This window comes from Pseudoalteromonas sp. P1-25 (assembly GCF_001401805.1).
GTDB lineage: Bacteria > Pseudomonadota > Gammaproteobacteria > Enterobacterales > Alteromonadaceae > Pseudoalteromonas.
Genome location: NZ_LKDW01000027.1, coordinates 42,880 through 58,542, shown reverse-complemented (window position 1 = coordinate 58,542; position 15,663 = coordinate 42,880). Strand labels below are relative to the sequence as shown.

General features: G+C 41.7%; 15 protein-coding genes. All 15 read right to left on the bottom strand.

The window, feature by feature from the left end; translation table 11 throughout:
* Nucleotides 1-396 precede the first annotated feature (396 nt).
* The 15 genes from AN393_RS15330 to mnmG all read right to left on the bottom strand — a co-directional run bounded on the left by AN393_RS15330 (nt 397) and on the right by mnmG (nt 15,287).
* Entirely contained in the window at nt 397-2,190 is a 1,794-nt protein-coding gene (locus AN393_RS15330) for a choice-of-anchor I family protein (RefSeq protein WP_055018548.1), read from the bottom strand.
* A gap of 142 nt (nt 2,191-2,332) precedes the next feature.
* Nucleotides 2,333-3,691, bottom strand: a complete 1,359-nt coding sequence (gene glmU, locus AN393_RS15325) for a bifunctional UDP-N-acetylglucosamine diphosphorylase/glucosamine-1-phosphate N-acetyltransferase GlmU (protein WP_055018547.1) — start codon at nt 3,689-3,691, stop codon at nt 2,333-2,335.
* A 248-nt stretch (nt 3,692-3,939) separates the two neighbouring features.
* Entirely contained in the window at nt 3,940-4,362 is a 423-nt protein-coding gene (locus tag AN393_RS15320) for a F0F1 ATP synthase subunit epsilon (protein WP_055016221.1), read from the bottom strand.
* A 13-nt stretch (nt 4,363-4,375) separates the two neighbouring features.
* Nucleotides 4,376-5,761 carry a F0F1 ATP synthase subunit beta gene (atpD, locus tag AN393_RS15315; RefSeq protein ID WP_055016220.1) on the bottom strand — a complete coding sequence of 462 codons (1,386 nt, stop codon included), beginning with the start codon at nt 5,759-5,761 and terminating at the stop codon, nt 4,376-4,378.
* A 33-nt stretch (nt 5,762-5,794) separates the two neighbouring features.
* Entirely contained in the window at nt 5,795-6,655 is an 861-nt protein-coding gene (atpG, locus tag AN393_RS15310) for a F0F1 ATP synthase subunit gamma (protein WP_055016219.1), read from the bottom strand.
* 60 nt (nt 6,656-6,715) lie between these two features.
* A complete protein-coding gene (atpA, locus tag AN393_RS15305) occupies nt 6,716-8,257 on the bottom strand; it encodes a F0F1 ATP synthase subunit alpha (RefSeq protein WP_055016218.1) in 1,542 nt (513 codons plus the stop codon).
* A gap of 14 nt (nt 8,258-8,271) precedes the next feature.
* Nucleotides 8,272-8,805: a F0F1 ATP synthase subunit delta gene (atpH, locus tag AN393_RS15300; protein ID WP_055018546.1), complete on the bottom strand. Its 534-nt coding sequence runs from the start codon at nt 8,803-8,805 to the stop codon at nt 8,272-8,274.
* Nucleotides 8,806-8,821: 16 nt separating this feature from the next.
* Nucleotides 8,822-9,292: a F0F1 ATP synthase subunit B gene (atpF, locus tag AN393_RS15295; RefSeq protein ID WP_004588072.1), complete on the bottom strand. Its 471-nt coding sequence runs from the start codon at nt 9,290-9,292 to the stop codon at nt 8,822-8,824.
* A 42-nt stretch (nt 9,293-9,334) separates the two neighbouring features.
* Nucleotides 9,335-9,568 (bottom strand): F0F1 ATP synthase subunit C, encoded by a 234-nt coding sequence (gene atpE / locus AN393_RS15290; RefSeq protein WP_004588071.1) that lies wholly within the window; start codon nt 9,566-9,568, stop codon nt 9,335-9,337.
* A 51-nt stretch (nt 9,569-9,619) separates the two neighbouring features.
* Entirely contained in the window at nt 9,620-10,477 is an 858-nt protein-coding gene (gene atpB, locus AN393_RS15285) for a F0F1 ATP synthase subunit A (protein WP_055016216.1), read from the bottom strand.
* 14 nt (nt 10,478-10,491) lie between these two features.
* Entirely contained in the window at nt 10,492-10,872 is a 381-nt protein-coding gene (locus AN393_RS15280) for an ATP synthase subunit I (RefSeq protein WP_055016215.1), read from the bottom strand.
* A 142-nt stretch (nt 10,873-11,014) separates the two neighbouring features.
* Nucleotides 11,015-11,941 (bottom strand): ParB/RepB/Spo0J family partition protein, encoded by a 927-nt coding sequence (locus AN393_RS15275; protein ID WP_055016214.1) that lies wholly within the window; start codon nt 11,939-11,941, stop codon nt 11,015-11,017.
* Between the two features lie 20 nt (nt 11,942-11,961).
* Complete coding sequence (locus AN393_RS15270; RefSeq protein WP_004588067.1) at nt 11,962-12,747, bottom strand: ParA family protein; 786 nt, start codon at nt 12,745-12,747, stop codon at nt 11,962-11,964.
* A 14-nt stretch (nt 12,748-12,761) separates the two neighbouring features.
* On the bottom strand, nt 12,762-13,382 hold the full coding sequence (rsmG, locus tag AN393_RS15265; protein WP_055018545.1) for a 16S rRNA (guanine(527)-N(7))-methyltransferase RsmG: 621 nt from the start codon (nt 13,380-13,382) through the stop codon (nt 12,762-12,764).
* 15 nt (nt 13,383-13,397) lie between these two features.
* A complete protein-coding gene (gene mnmG / locus AN393_RS15260; RefSeq protein WP_055016212.1) occupies nt 13,398-15,287 on the bottom strand; it encodes a tRNA uridine-5-carboxymethylaminomethyl(34) synthesis enzyme MnmG in 1,890 nt (629 codons plus the stop codon).
* Nucleotides 15,288-15,663: the final 376 nt, after the last annotated feature.

The window sequence follows — 15,663 nt, the reverse complement described above, 5'->3', positions numbered from 1 at the left end:
CAGATGATTGCTTTATATTGTTAAAGAACGTTGCGACGTTGTCGCTAGGGATGCGTATAATACATCCTTTATTTTTCGAGTCAACACTTAATTTTAAACTTTCTTGCGATGATTTAAAACCTAAGTTTTACTTAACTCTCTGAGCCGTTGTGCCTTGCTATGCTTCAGCGTTTCCCGTCTCAGTGGGGTCGCATTATAGGGAGATTCGAGCGGGGGTCAATGTTTTATTTCAGCTTTTTGACAAATAAATGAATTTAGTATGAAACGCATACAAATAAAGGCCTACGGGCTGATTTTAGATTAAAAAACGCGCATGTTAAGTCGCTATTTTACAGCTAATATTTGCGCGTTAGAAAAAGCAGTACATTTAGTAATCGCTGTACTGCTTTGTTGGTTTTAATTTGCTGCAATTTGCCATACAGCTATAGAACCTGAGATCTCATTACCGATTATAAGCAGTGGCTCGCCTGTCGCACTTTGTTCGGCAGTTACAAACACCATGCCTTCGGGTGCAAGGTCGCCGGTTATATCTGCCCCTTCTATTACACCACGGTTATAAAAGTAATCTTCAAATTGCACATCGTGAGGGTTGGTAATATCGTAAACCATAATCCCGCCCATGCGCTCAAGACCTATAAAGGCAAAAGTGCGTTCGTCTATCGTACCTATTGTTAGCGCTTCCGGTTCTGCGCCTTTATCATCTGAGCGTGTGTCACCTTCGTTTTCATCTTCATTGTTATTAAAGGCTTCGCCATGTACAGATGCAGTTATACGGCCTATGTCGTCGCCTGAGTCAAATACCACCAGCCCATTACTGTCCCAAATAGTAAATGAGCGTGCACCATAGGCATAAAGCGATTCGTATTGACCGTCGTCATTCGTATCACCTTTTACAGTGCTTACCTTCAAGCGGCCTATATCGTCATCGTCGTTATTTAAGTAATCAAAATTAGCTGCAAGCGTTAAACCTTCAACACGGCTTTCATCTATATAGGCAAGACAGCCATCATCTTCATCGTAATCTAGACCACCTTTTGCTATGCAGTCTGCCTCGCCTGCTGTATCAAAGAAATATTCACGTGCATCACCTTCATTTGCCGACACTATAAAGTTTGCGCCTTTCCAGCTAAAGCTTGAGATTGTATCTGGCTGATACATACCATAAAGCCCTGGGTACGATTTAAAATTAACACCGCCGTCTTTATCTGATGCGTCTATTTGTAAATCTGACCAATCTTTAAATCCTAACCCTTTTAGTTCAAGAGAGTTATCTTCTAAATTAACGATAGCTAGTGCGTTATTTTCTTGAATTGATATATAGGCATATTTGTTATCTTTAGAAATGCTGACGTACTCAGGCTCTAGGTCCATAGCAACTGTTGTATTTATTTCATTTCCATTAATTGTTCGCCCTGTGGGGTTGGCAAAAACTAGCCCTTTGTCTTCAAGCTCGGTTTGTTGATTGTTATATGCAGTAAAATCAATATTGGTGGCCGTATCGGCAATTACGCCATTTTCAATATTAATAACACTGATAGAGCCCTCAGGGTCGATACTGTAATCGCCATTAGGTTCGCCTTCATTAGCAACAACGACTTTTCCCCCATTATGACTAAAGGTCACCATGTCAGGTAAAAAACCGGCCGTTACATTTTTAATAAACACCGGTGTATCGCCGCTAATATTATAAAACGCTATTTGACCTGCTTCGCCCACGGTTTTAGCAGCCATTGCAACAGCCAATAATTGGTTATTTTCATCTATTGCTATGCTGTTGGCATCGCCTGGGGTGTTGTCATTTAAAGTAAGGGTAATGGTTGATGTAAGGTTAGTTGCATTCACTGTTCCTTCGTTATCTTGAACGAGTGCAGCAGTATCAAAGGTGTCGGCGGGTATAATGTTCACTACAGCTTCATCACCAGAGCTATTAATAGCGTAAATCCACTTTTTAGATGCTTGATATGCAACTATTTCAGCCGCGCCTTCAGGGCTTTGGGCATTAAGTACAGCGCGGCCTATTAAACTTATATTTAACGCAGAGTTTGCATTGGTGCCGTTAGTCCCATTTTGACCCGCAGTACCTTGCTCCCCTTGGATACCTTGCGTGCCGTCTTGGCCGTCATCTCCATCTAGTGAGCAACCTGTTAATATTGATATGAGTGAAAGTGCTATAAGTGACCTTTTTAACATTGTTATTTTCCTTAGTGTGGTATTTGGTAAATATCAACACACCGGTATGACAAAGTTATGGCACTTTTATTTTCATTAGATTTCGGCGATAAAAAAGCGAGTGTTAAACTCGCTTTAAATATTTAATAAGTAATGATCGTTACTATTTTTTAACTGGTCGTTTCCAGCCGGTTAAATTACGCTGTTTAGAGCGTGCTATTGCAAGCTGTTCATCTTCAACGGTACTGGTGATCACAGAGCCTGCACCTATTGTTGCTGTTGCACCAATATTTACAGGAGCAACAAGTGATGAATTTGAACCAATAAAGGCGTTATCACCAATAATGGTTTTTGCTTTATTAACTCCATCGTAGTTACAGGTAATTGTACCTGCGCCTATATTCACTTTTTCGCCAATTTCAGCATCGCCTAAGTAACTTAAGTGGTTTGCTTTAGAACCCTTACCTAAGCGGGTTTTTTTCATCTCTACAAAGTTACCAATGTGCGAGTCTTCTTCCATTACCGCACCTGGGCGTAAGCGGGCGTATGGGCCTAGCGTACATTGAGCAGCTACGCTTGCATTTTCAATTAGGGTATTTGCTTTTATTACAACGTTGTCGCCTATGGTACAGTTTTTAAGTACGCAGTTAGGGCCAATTTGTACATTATTACCAAGAATAACATTGCCTTCAAAAATAACGTTTATATCAATTAATACGTCTTCGCCTGTTTTAACGTTGCCACGAACATCTATACGGGCTGGGTCGGCGAGGGTGGCACCATTTAACATTAGCTCTTCTGCTTGCCACGCTTGATAAGCTCGCTCAAGGCCTGCAAGTTGTACGCGGTTGTTTGCGCCTTCAACTTCCATTGCATGATCTGGCTGCGCCGAAGTAATTTCTACACCTTCACTGTGTGCCATCGCAACGATATCGGTAAGGTAGTACTCGCCTTGTGCATTGTTATTAGATAGATTGCCTAACCATGTTTTTAAAAGCTTGCCGTTAACTGCCATAATGCCGGTATTTACTTCGCTAATAAGTAACTGTTCTGCACTTGCGTCTTTTTGCTCAACAATACCAACAAGCTTGCCATTTTCGCGCAGCATACGGCCATAGCCATTTGGGTTAACCAAATTAACGGTTAATACCGCTAAACCATTATTAGGTGTTGCAGCTAATAAGCGCTCAAGCGTTGATTGCTTTGTTAGCGGAACATCACCGTATAAAACTAATACGGTATCGTCATCGTTAATATGAGGGTTTGCTTGTGCAACGGCATGGCCGGTACCAAGTTGTTCTGCTTGCAGTACCCAATTTACATCGTTATCGGCAAGTTGTTGTTGTAATAGTTCGCCGCCGTGTCCGTAAACTAAATTAGTGGTGGTTGCACCCAGTGCTTTTGTATTATCTATTACATGCTGCACCATAGGTTTACCTGCCACTTTGTGCAGTACTTTTGGTAAAGCAGAGCGCATACGAGTACCTTTACCCGCAGCAAGAATTACTGTTGTTAGAGCCATTAAAACAATTTCCTTTTTCCGTTGTTTTATTGATGAGTTAATGAAAGTGAGTTTGTCAGATTACGCATGTCACTCCATGTATACATACTCAGTCATATAATAAAAAATAATGACTGAATCTATGATAAACAAACTGTTCATAATAATTACACTTATTGTAACCAGCTTTGCCAACCGATATAAGTGTAAAGCCAAATTACAGGCACAAAAAAGCCCACATAATGTGGGCTTTTTAAAACCGGATAGGCTTACTTTTTACGTAATTGCTGAATTACGCGAAGTTGTGCAATAGCTTCTGCTAATTGCATCGCTGCTTGTTGATAATCAAACTCAGCAGCTGACGCATTAGCCATTTGGCTTTCTGCGTCACGTTTAGCTTGCTCTGCCGCTTGTTCGTCAAGGTCTTCACCACGAACAGCTGTATCTGCAAGTACGGTTACTATGTTCGGTTGAACTTCTAGTGTACCGCCAGCAATATAGATCAGTTCTTCTTCACCATGTTGCTTAACTAAACGTACCATACCAGGTTTAAGGGCAGTTAGTAGTGGGGCGTGACCGGCATTAACACCTAGCTCACCTTCACTACCAGATACTTGAATCGATTCAACTAGACCAGAGAACAAGCTCTGCTCTGCGCTTACTACGTCAAGGTGTACAGTCATAGCTGCCATACTACCCTCCTAATTACATGCTTTTAGCTTTTTCTTGAGCTTCTTCGATAGAACCAACCATGTAGAACGCTTGTTCTGGAAGGTCATCAAATTCACCGCTTAGAATACCTTTAAAGCCAGCAATTGTGTCTTTTAGTGATACGTATTTACCTGGCGCACCTGTAAATACCTCTGCCACGAAGAACGGCTGAGATAGGAAACGCTGGATTTTACGTGCACGAGATACAAGTTGCTTATCTTCGTCAGAAAGCTCGTCCATACCTAAGATTGCAATGATGTCTTTAAGTTCTTTGTAACGCTGAAGAACTGTTTGAACGCCACGTGCTGTATCGTAGTGATCTTGACCAATTACTAATGGGTCAAGTTGACGTGAAGATGAATCAAGTGGGTCTACCGCTGGGTAAATACCAAGTGATGCGATATCACGTGAAAGTACTACTGTTGCATCTAAGTGAGCAAAGGTAGTTGCTGGAGATGGATCCGTTAAATCATCCGCAGGTACGTATACCGCTTGGATTGATGTAATTGAACCTGTCTTCGTTGAAGCGATACGCTCTTGAAGCACACCCATCTCTTCAGCTAGTGTAGGCTGGTAACCTACCGCTGATGGCATACGACCAAGTAGTGCAGATACTTCTGTACCAGCAAGCGTGTAACGGTAGATGTTATCTACGAAGAAAAGTACGTCGCGACCTTCGTCACGGAACTTTTCAGCCATAGTAAGACCTGTTAACGCTACGCGTAAACGGTTACCTGGAGGCTCGTTCATCTGACCGTATACAAGCGATACTTTATCAAGTACGTTTGAATCGTTCATCTCATGGTAGAAATCGTTACCCTCACGAGTACGCTCACCAACACCTGCGAATACTGAGTAGCCGCTGTGCTCGATTGCGATGTTACGGATAAGTTCCATCATGTTTACGGTTTTACCTACACCGGCACCACCGAATAAACCAACTTTACCACCTTTAGCGAATGGACATACAAGGTCGATTACCTTGATACCAGTTTCTAAAAGTTCTACTGAACTTGATTGCTCTTCGTATGAAGGCGCTGCCCGGTGAATAGACATACGGTCTTCTTCGCCGATTGGGCCAGCTTCATCAATTGGCTCACCAAGTACGTTCATGATACGACCAAGCGTTGCTTTACCAACTGGAACTTGAATCGCTTCACCTGTATTTTCTACCGCTGCGCCACGACGTAAACCGTCAGTAGTACCTAGTGCGATAGTACGAACAACACCGCCACCTAGCTGTTGTTGAACTTCTAAAGTCAAACCAGCTAAATCGCCATCTGTTACTTTTAGTGCGTCATATACGGCTGGCACGTTGTCTTGAGAAAACTCAATATCTACAACGGCACCGATAATTTGGACGACCTTACCTAAACTCATGTCTATTCCTCTCGTTAATCTTTGCCTGAAGCATTAAACTGCGGCTGAACCAGAAACAATCTCACTAATTTCTTGTGTGATTGCTGCTTGGCGGGCCTTGTTATAAACAAGCTGTAACTCATCCATAAGGTCGCCGGCATTATCTGTTGCAGCTTTCATTGCAACCATACGGGCAGCCTGTTCAGAGGCAGCGTTCTCAACCACACCTTGGTACACTTGAGACTCAACAAAGCGTACAAGCAAAGACTCTAATATAGCGTCTGGGCCTGGCTCGTATAAGTAATCCCATGTGTGGGCAGATACTTCTTCTTCAGCTTTTGGCAAAGGGAGTAACTGATCTACTGTTGGCTCTTGCTTCATGGTATTAACAAAGTTGTTATATACCAGGAATAAACGGTCAATTTTACCTTCAGAAAATGCATCTAGCATAATTTTTACAGGACCAATTACGTCTTGTACTGAAGGCTTATCTCCAAGGCCTGCTTTTTTAGCAAGCACTTGACCGCCAAAACGTTGAAAGAAGCTAGCCGCTTTGCTACCTAAAGTTGCAAAATCAGCGTCTACGCCTTTTTCTTTCCACGCTTTAATGTCTAATGCAACTTTTTTAAACTCGTTTGAGTTTAAGCCGCCACATAGACCACGGTCAGTAGAGATAACAATATAACCAACTCGTTTTACTTCACGCTCTTCTAAGAACGGGTGAGTAAAATCAAGATTTGCTTGAGCAACACGACCAATTACTTTGCGTAATTTGTCAGCGTATGGACGGCTTGAAGCCACTCGTTCTTGCGCCTTTTTCATTTTAGACGCAGCAACCATTTCCATTGCGCTAGTGATCTTTTGAGTATTTTTAATACTCCCGATCTTGCTTTTAATCTCTTTTCCGCTGGCCATGACTCTCTCTCCGAATCAAGGTGTGCTTTAGTAAACTAAAGCGCACCATTAATAACTAAATTACCAAGTTTGCGTAGACTTGAACTTCTCAAGAAGTTCTTTAAGTTGCGCTTCGATCTCGGCGTTGTAGTTACCAGTTTCATTGATTTGAGCCACAAGCTCTGCGTATGTGCTACTTGCATAAGAAAGTAAAGCCGCTTCGAAATCCATAATCTTAGAGATTTCGATGTCTTGTAAGTAACCTTTCTCAGCTGCAAATAACGACAAAGACATTTCAGCAACAGACATTGGTGCGTACTGTTTCTGCTTCATTAGCTCTGTTACACGCTCACCATGCTCAAGTTGAGCACGAGTAGCATCATCAAGGTCAGACGCGAACTGCGAAAACGCAGCTAATTCACGGTACTGAGCTAGGGCTAGACGGATACCGCCACCTAGTTTCTTAACGATTTTAGTTTGTGCAGCACCACCAACACGCGATACCGAGATACCAGCATTTACTGCCGGACGGATACCTGAGTTGAATAAGTCAGTTTCTAAGAAGATCTGACCATCGGTGATAGAGATAACGTTTGTCGGTACGAACGCAGAAACGTCGCCGCCTTGAGTTTCAATGATTGGCAATGCCGTCAATGAACCAGTTTGTCCTTTCACTTCACCATTAGTGAACTTTTCAACGTAATCAGCGTTTACACGCGATGCACGCTCTAAAAGACGCGAGTGAAGGTAGAATACGTCACCTGGGTATGCTTCACGACCTGGTGGACGCTTAAGTAGTAATGAGATTTGACGGTAAGCAACAGCTTGCTTAGATAAATCATCATATACGATTAATGCGTTTTCACCACGGTCACGGAAGTATTCACCCATAGTACAGCCCGAGAACGGTGCTAAGTACTGAAGTGCCGCAGACTCAGAAGCAGATGCTACAACTACGATAGTATTTGCAAGTGCACCGTGCTCTTCTAATTTACGTACTACGTTAGCAATAGTAGATGCTTTTTGGCCAACCGCTACGTACACACACTTAACGCCTGTGTTCTTTTGGTTGATGATTGCATCGATTGCTAGTGCAGTTTTACCTGTTTGGCGGTCACCGATTACAAGCTCACGCTGACCACGACCAACTGGAATCATCGCATCGATAGATTTGTAACCAGTTTGAACTGGCTCATCTACAGATTGACGCTCGATTACACCTGGTGCAATTTTTTCTACAGGTTCAAAACCGTCGTTATCTAAAGCGCCTTTACCGTCGATAGGAGCACCTAGTGTGTTTACAACACGGCCAAGTAAGCCAGCACCAACAGGAACTTCTAGGATACGACCAGTTGTGTATACTTTTACGCCTTCAGTAAGGTCAGCGTATGGACCCATAACTACTGCACCAATTGAGTCACGCTCAAGGTTTAGTGCGATAGCATAACGGTTGCCTGGAAGCTCAATCATCTCACCTTGCATACAGTCAGCTAGACCGTGGATGCGGATGATACCGTCAGTAACAGATACGATAGTACCTTCGTTACGAGCTTCACTTACAACTTCGAACTGCTCAATACGTTGTTTGATCAGATCTGAAATTTCAGTGGAATTAAGTTGCATGCTCTTTTTCCCAATTACGATTGTAGTGTTGTGGCTAAGCGGTTTAATTTACCGCGTACTGAGCCGTCGATTACAGTGTCACCCGCCTTAATAATAAGGCCACCAACTACTGTAGCGTCTTCACTACAATTCAGCTTAACTTTGCGTGCGAAACGTTTTTCAAGTGTCGCTACCAATGACTCTTGCTGCTCTGCAGTAAGAGGGGTTGCCGAAATCACATCTACATCGATTTCTTTGTCATACTCTGCTTTAAACGCAGCGAATAACTGAGCAACCTCAGGCAGTGCAATCAAACGTCCATTTTCAGCCATCACCTTAACTAGGTTCTGACCTTGTTCGTTGAGCTGCTCAGCACATAAGTTAATAAATAACTCAGCTTGTGCAGTAGCAGTAGGCAATCCAGCTAGAATGGCTGATGCTTGTTCATTGCTGGCAACTTCGCCTGCAAAAAACAACATGTCATTCCAGCTTTCAATCGTGCCTTTTTCAACGGCAAGTTCAAAAGCCGCTTTAGCGTATGGGCGAGCGATAGTAGTCAATTCAGACATGCTCATACCCTCCTAATTACAGCTCAGCGACAAGTTTTTCAACGATGTCACTATGTGCGGCTTGATTGATTTCACGCTCTAAAATTCTTTCTGCGCCAACCACTGCCAGAGTTGCTACTTGCTTACGTAGCTCTTCTGTTACACGGTTACGCTCTGATTCGATTTCAGAGTGCCCTTGAGCAATAATTTTTTCACGCTCTTCTTGTCCACGAACAGTTTCTTCGTCAACAATAAGCACGGCACGCTTTTTAGCTTGTTCAATGATATCAGCCGCTTGAGCTTTTGCATCTTTAAGCTGCTCAGCAGCTTTTTGTTGCGCAAGTTCTAAGTCTTTTTCGGCTCTATCAGAGGCAGCTAAACCATCTTCAATTTTCTTCTGGCGAGACTCAATTGCATCATTAAGTGGTGGCCATACATATTTCATACAAAATAGTACAAACACCGTAAACGCAATTAATTCACCGATAAGAGTGGCTGTTATGTTCACGACCGCTCCTCCTTAAAATAGTAAGCTGTTCAAAAAATAAAATTAAAGTACGAACAGGATTACCATTGCGATACCAACACCGATCATTGCTACCGCATCGATTAGACCAGCTAGGATGAACATCTTAACTTGTAATGAAGGTGCAAGTTCAGGCTGACGCGCACATGCTTCTAGGAATTTACCACCCATGTTACCGAAGCCGATAGCAGTACCGATTGCACCGAAGCCGATAAGTAAAGCAACTGCGATGTACTTAAGACCTAATACTAGTTCCATTTTTTTCTCCAAAGTTTCAATTGTTAAAGTTAAATATAAAAAGTGTATAAATTAGTGATTGTCAGAGCTTGCCATGCTTAGGTAAACAATTGTTAGCATCATAAATACGAATGCTTGTAACACGATTACTAAGATATGGAATACAGCCCAAACAAAGTGCAACGGAAGTTGCATTAAACCAACTGCGCCGATAAGTATGAATATCAATTCACCAGCGTATAAGTTACCAAATAAACGCAGTGCTAACGAGAAAGGCTTAGACACTAAAGCGATTGTTTCTAGTAATAGATTACAAGGAATTAAGAAAATCATAGCTACTTTGCTATTAGAGCTAAACGGGTGAAGTGTAAGCTCTTTAATGAAGCCACCAACCCCTTTAATTTTAATAGAGTAACCAATCATCAGAATAAACACACCCAATGCTAATGCAGCGGTTAAGTTTATGTCTGTGGTTGGTACAATTTTCATGTAAACGTCGTGTGAGTCCATGCCAAAGGCTTGCTCACCAACAAAACCGGCAAATGCAGGTAAGAAATCAACTGGGATTAAATCCATTAAGTTCATTAAGAACACCCAAACAAAAATTGTTAAGGCTAATGGAGCAATTAATTTGCTTTTACCATGGTAAGTGTCACGTACGTTGTCACCAACGAACTCAACAATCATTTCAATAAAACATTGAAATTTACCAGGTACTCCTGTGTGTGCTTTTTTTGCGGCGCTACGGAAGATCCATAAAAATATTAGACCTAGTCCGATTGACCATGCGAGGGTATCTATATTCCATGTCCAGAAACCACTGTCTGCACACGCTTTGTTGAAGGCAAGACCTGAGTCGGTCATACACATCTTAGCGTTTGTTAAGTGATGCTGGATATGGCTTGATATAGTAACTTCTTCTGCAGCCATGTTATATCCCAAAGTTAATGTTTAAAAAAAACGGGCGCGAACAATCCACTAAAGAGCACCAATACATAAACACAAAAAAACGGCACTAAAACGACCGTGGTTGACTTGAGTATCAGTGCAAACAATACGATTGTTAGCATAAATTTTAATCCGTTACCGCGTTTTAACGAGGTATACGCTTGATTTGCTTTGCTTGCACCCATATATCTGAATGCATAAAGCGCAAATACTAGGTGAGGAAGTATTGCAACGCTGCTACCAGCAAGTGCTGATGTACTGGCGTTAACTCCCCAACCAACAAAAATAATTACTGCAGCTACAAGTGCTACGATACCCTGAAGACAAATTAATTTAAATGCGGCAAGCCTATAAGGTCTTGCTAACTTATTAGTCACGTTTAGTTAACCTTTATGGCGTTCTAATTGTTAGGGTGTGAAAACTGGCGAAATTATACTTAATCCTACCAGTTTTGCAACTTGAGTAGACGCTTTGTAACACAAAATAGCTACAAATGTCTCTTATTGGACATGTAAAATTTTAATGGTCGGTATTGCTGTGATTTATACGATTTAAAATGCCATCAAGCTCATCTAAGTTGGTGTAAGAAATAACCAATTTACCTTTACCTTTCGCATTGTAATTTATTTCTACTTTAGCCCCTAAGTTGTCGGCTAATTTTTGCTCTAAACGCTTAACATCTGGGTCTTTTTCAGGTGCCTCTTTCGCGACTACCGGCTCTAAAATTGAGCGTACTAATTTTTCTGTTTCGCGAACAGTCAGCGCTTTAGCAACAGCTAATCGTGCAGCGTCAGATTGCGCTTCACCTTCAAGTGCTAATAAACAACGTGCGTGACCCATTTCTATGTCGCCATGCTCTAACAAAATTTTAACATCGCTATTTAAATTGTTTAATCGTAGTAAATTAGTCACGGTAGTGCGCGATTTACCCACTGCATCGGCAACTTGCTGATGCGTTAATTCAAATTCATTTAATAATCGGTTTAACGCAATCGCTTCTTCCATTGCGTTTAAATCTTCACGCTGAATGTTTTCTATTAGCGCAATGGCAACGGCAGCTTCATCTGGCACTTCTTTTACAATACAAGGTACGCTTTCAAGTTTTGCTATTTGCGCAGCACGCCAACGACGCTCACCAGCAATGATTTCAAAGCTATTTTCTGCAACAGGGCGTACAACAATTGGTTGAATAATGCCTTGTGAGCGAATAGAGCTTGCGAGCTCCTCTAGCGCTTCTTCAGACATATCTTTACGAGGCTGGTATTTTCCTGAATGCAAAAACTCGATAGGCAAATTTTGCAATTCATTCGTAATAGGCTGAGCAACAGCTTGTACAGTTTCAGTCACATTGACTGTGTCTTGTTCCTTGCTTGAGCTTGGCGCTGGTTTTGATGAACTTAAAAGGGCATCGAGTCCTCGGCCTAAACCTCGTTTTTTAGCAGACATGTTATTTTTTTACCTTAAAGTTAGGCGACTACCGGCGCTGTTTTTTCTTTTCTGCGTAGCATTTCGCCCGCAAGTGCTAAGTAGGCTTTTGCACCACTTGATGCGCGGTCGTAGTACATTGCTGGTGCACCAAAACTCGGTGCCTCGGCAAGACGCACATTACGTGGGATTACGGTGCGGTATACTTTATCGCCAAAATGTTGTTTTAATTGTTCTGATACGTCATTTGCTAATCGATTACGCGGATCGTACATAGTACGAAGAATGCCTTCGATTTGTAAGTTAGGGTTAACTAACTTAGCAAGTTGCGTAATAGTGTCCATTAATGCGGTTAACCCTTCAAGCGCGTAATATTCACATTGCATTGGTACTAAAATAGAATCAGCAGCAGCCATGGCGTTTACTGTTAACATATTTAGTGAAGGCGGGCAGTCGATAAAAATAAATTCGTATTTATCTTGTATTTTTTCAAGCGCATTACGAAGGCGAACTTCGCGTGCAAACAATTCCATTAATTTTACTTCGGCTGCGGTCACATCGCCGTTGGCCGCTATCATATGATACTCACCCGAGGTTTCAGTGATTATCACTTCATCCATTGGCTTTTCTTCAATGAGTAAATCGTAAATGGTGGCTACATCGCCATACTTGTCTACACCGCTACCCATTGTAGCGTTACCTTGGGGGTCGAGATCTATTAACAGCACTTTACGCTTCGTTGCAGCCATAGATGCAGCGAGATTAACAGCCGTTGTTGTTTTACCAACGCCGCCTTTTTGATTTGCTAATGCGATGACTTTTGCCACTATGTCTCTGATCCCTAGTCTTTAGAAAGAATAATTAAATGTCGTTGTGCATCAAGCTCAGGCACTACTAGTGAGATTTTCTCTTCAAATTTTACACCCTCAGGTAGCGACTCTAGCTCTTCACTAGGGAACACACCTTTTAGTGCAATAAATTTGCCTGAGTGATCAATTAAGTGTGAACACCAATCAACCATATCTTGCAGTGAAGCAAACGCACGACTGAGTACGCCATCTAATTTAACACTTGGTTGATATTCTTCAACTCTTGACTGCACTGGGGTGACATTATTTAGCCCAAGCTCATGTTGAACTTGCATTAAAAAGCGAACACGCTTGCCTAAACTATCAAGCAACACAAATTGCGTATCAGGTAGTGCAATAGCTAACACAATACCCGGTAAGCCAGGACCTGTGCCTACATCAATATAATGATGACCGGGTAAATGAGGTGCAACAACTAAGCTGTCCATAATGTGCTTAATCATCATTTCTTCTGGTAAGCGCACAGACGTTAAATTATACGCTTTGTTCCATTTGTTTAGTAACTCAACGTATTTAACTAATTGCTGTTGTTGTTTTTCGGTTAGCGCAATATCAGTTTGCGCTAACAATGTTGTTAATTGTTGCTGTAACACAGTTTACCTTTACCATTACGCAGTTTTGCGTAATAAGCCTTGCTTCTTCAGATACACTAATAATAGCGAAATCGCCGCTGGGGTGATACCAGAAATACGAGAAGCTTGGCCAATAGTGTCTGGACGCGCATCTGTTAACTTAGCAACAACCTCGTTTGATAAACCCGATACCGTTGAGTAATCGAACTCTTTAGGCAAAATGGTTTCTTCATGACGAAGTTGTTTATTGATCTCATCTTGCTGGCGCGCAATGTAACCTGCGTATTTAGTGTGGATCTCAACTTGTTCAAGTGCAGCTTGGTTTGTAAACTCAGATCCTAATCCATCAATAGCCATTAAATCGTCGTAACGAATTTCTGGACGGCGAAGTAGATCCTCTAAACTTGCTTCACGAGTAAGCGGTGTTTTTAATAAGGCGTTTACTTGATCAACTACAGCATGATCTTTATGGATCCAGGTTTCTTTAATACGCTGTTTCTCTTTTTCGATCACTTCCATTTTTTCATTAAATGCCTGCCAGCGTTCATCGTTAACTAAACCAAGTTCACGGCCTTTTTCTGTTAAGCGAATATCAGCGTTATCTTCACGCAGTAATAAACGGTATTCTGCACGGCTAGTAAACATGCGGTACGGTTCTTTTGTACCAAGCGTTGCTAAGTCGTCAATAAGTACGCCTACATAGGCTTCATCACGACGTGGAGTCCACGCGTCTTTGCCTTGCACTTGTAAAGCGGCGTTCATGCCGGCAATTAAACCTTGTGCACCGGCTTCTTCATAACCAGTAGTGCCATTTATTTGGCCTGCAAAGAATAATCCGTCTATAAATTTAGTTTCTAGTGACTGCTTTAAATCACGTGGGTCAAAGAAGTCGTATTCAATAGCATAACCAGGACGACAAATATGTGCGTTTTCAAAACCATCTATCGACTGCACAATTTGTAACTGCACATCAAACGGTAAGCTGGTTGAAATACCGTTAGGGTAAAGCTCATAAGAAGTTAATCCTTCTGGCTCTACAAATATTTGATGTTTGTCTTTATCAGCAAAGCGCACAATTTTATCTTCTATTGAAGGGCAGTAACGTGGTCCAATGCCTTCAATTACGCCAGAGTACATAGGCGAGCGATGTAAATTGTTACGAATAACCTCATGGGTCTTTTCATTAGTGTAGGTGATATAACACGGTATTTGCTGTGGGTGATCGCTTTGTTTACCAATAAACGAAAATACCGGTGTAGGTGCATCACCAGGTTGTTCTTGCATCTTGCTAAAATCAACTGTACGGGCATCAATACGTGGTGGAGTACCGGTTTTTAAACGGTCTACTCTAAACGGTAATTCACGTAAACGATCAGCAAGTGCAATTGAAGGAGGATCGCCTGCACGTCCACCTTTAAAATTCTCCAAACCAATATGTATTTGTCCACCAAGGAAAGTACCTACAGTTAATACAACGCTTGGTGCGCTAAAACGTAATCCCATTTGGGTTACTACACCAATAACTTTGTTATTTTCAACAATAAGATCATCACACGATTGCTGAAATATTTTTAGGTTTTCTTGGTTTTGTAAGGTGTTTTGAATTGCTGCTTTGTATAAAGCACGATCAGCTTGTGCTCGAGTTGCGCGAACAGCAGGTCCTTTTGAAGAATTTAAGGTACGAAATTGAATACCGCCTTTATCAATAGCTTGTGCCATAGCACCGCCAAGGGCATCAATTTCTTTAACCAAATGGCCTTTGCCTATGCCACCAATTGCAGGGTTGCAAGACATTTGACCAAGTGTATCCATATTATGAGTTAGCAGCAGGGTATTCATCCCCATACGTGCAGCAGCCAATGAGGCTTCAGTGCCTGCATGTCCACCACCTACTACGATAACGTCAAACTTTTCGTGAAAAATCATTAATGGGATCCTACTTAATCAAACCAGTAAACTTCAAAAGGGAGCGTATTCTACCTAGAAATTAGCAGAAGATAAATGATTAAACAGTGGCCAAGATCTAAGTCACTGATCACTTATAATATAAAGGATCTTTTAAAGAGATCTTTTAATACTATTACTACTAGTGATCGGGTTTTCTGTTGATAAGCTCTATTTATTCATTTAAAACATAAAATTAGATCAGATCTAAAGGTGTTAATATGATCGGATCATCAGGCAAATAAGCTCTGATCAAAAAGGGGATTTATACACAGCCCAATATCGATTGGATCTTATCCCATGGATAAGCATGCTTAAAAATGCAGTTTGATCAGCGGTTATCCACAAAATCTATTAA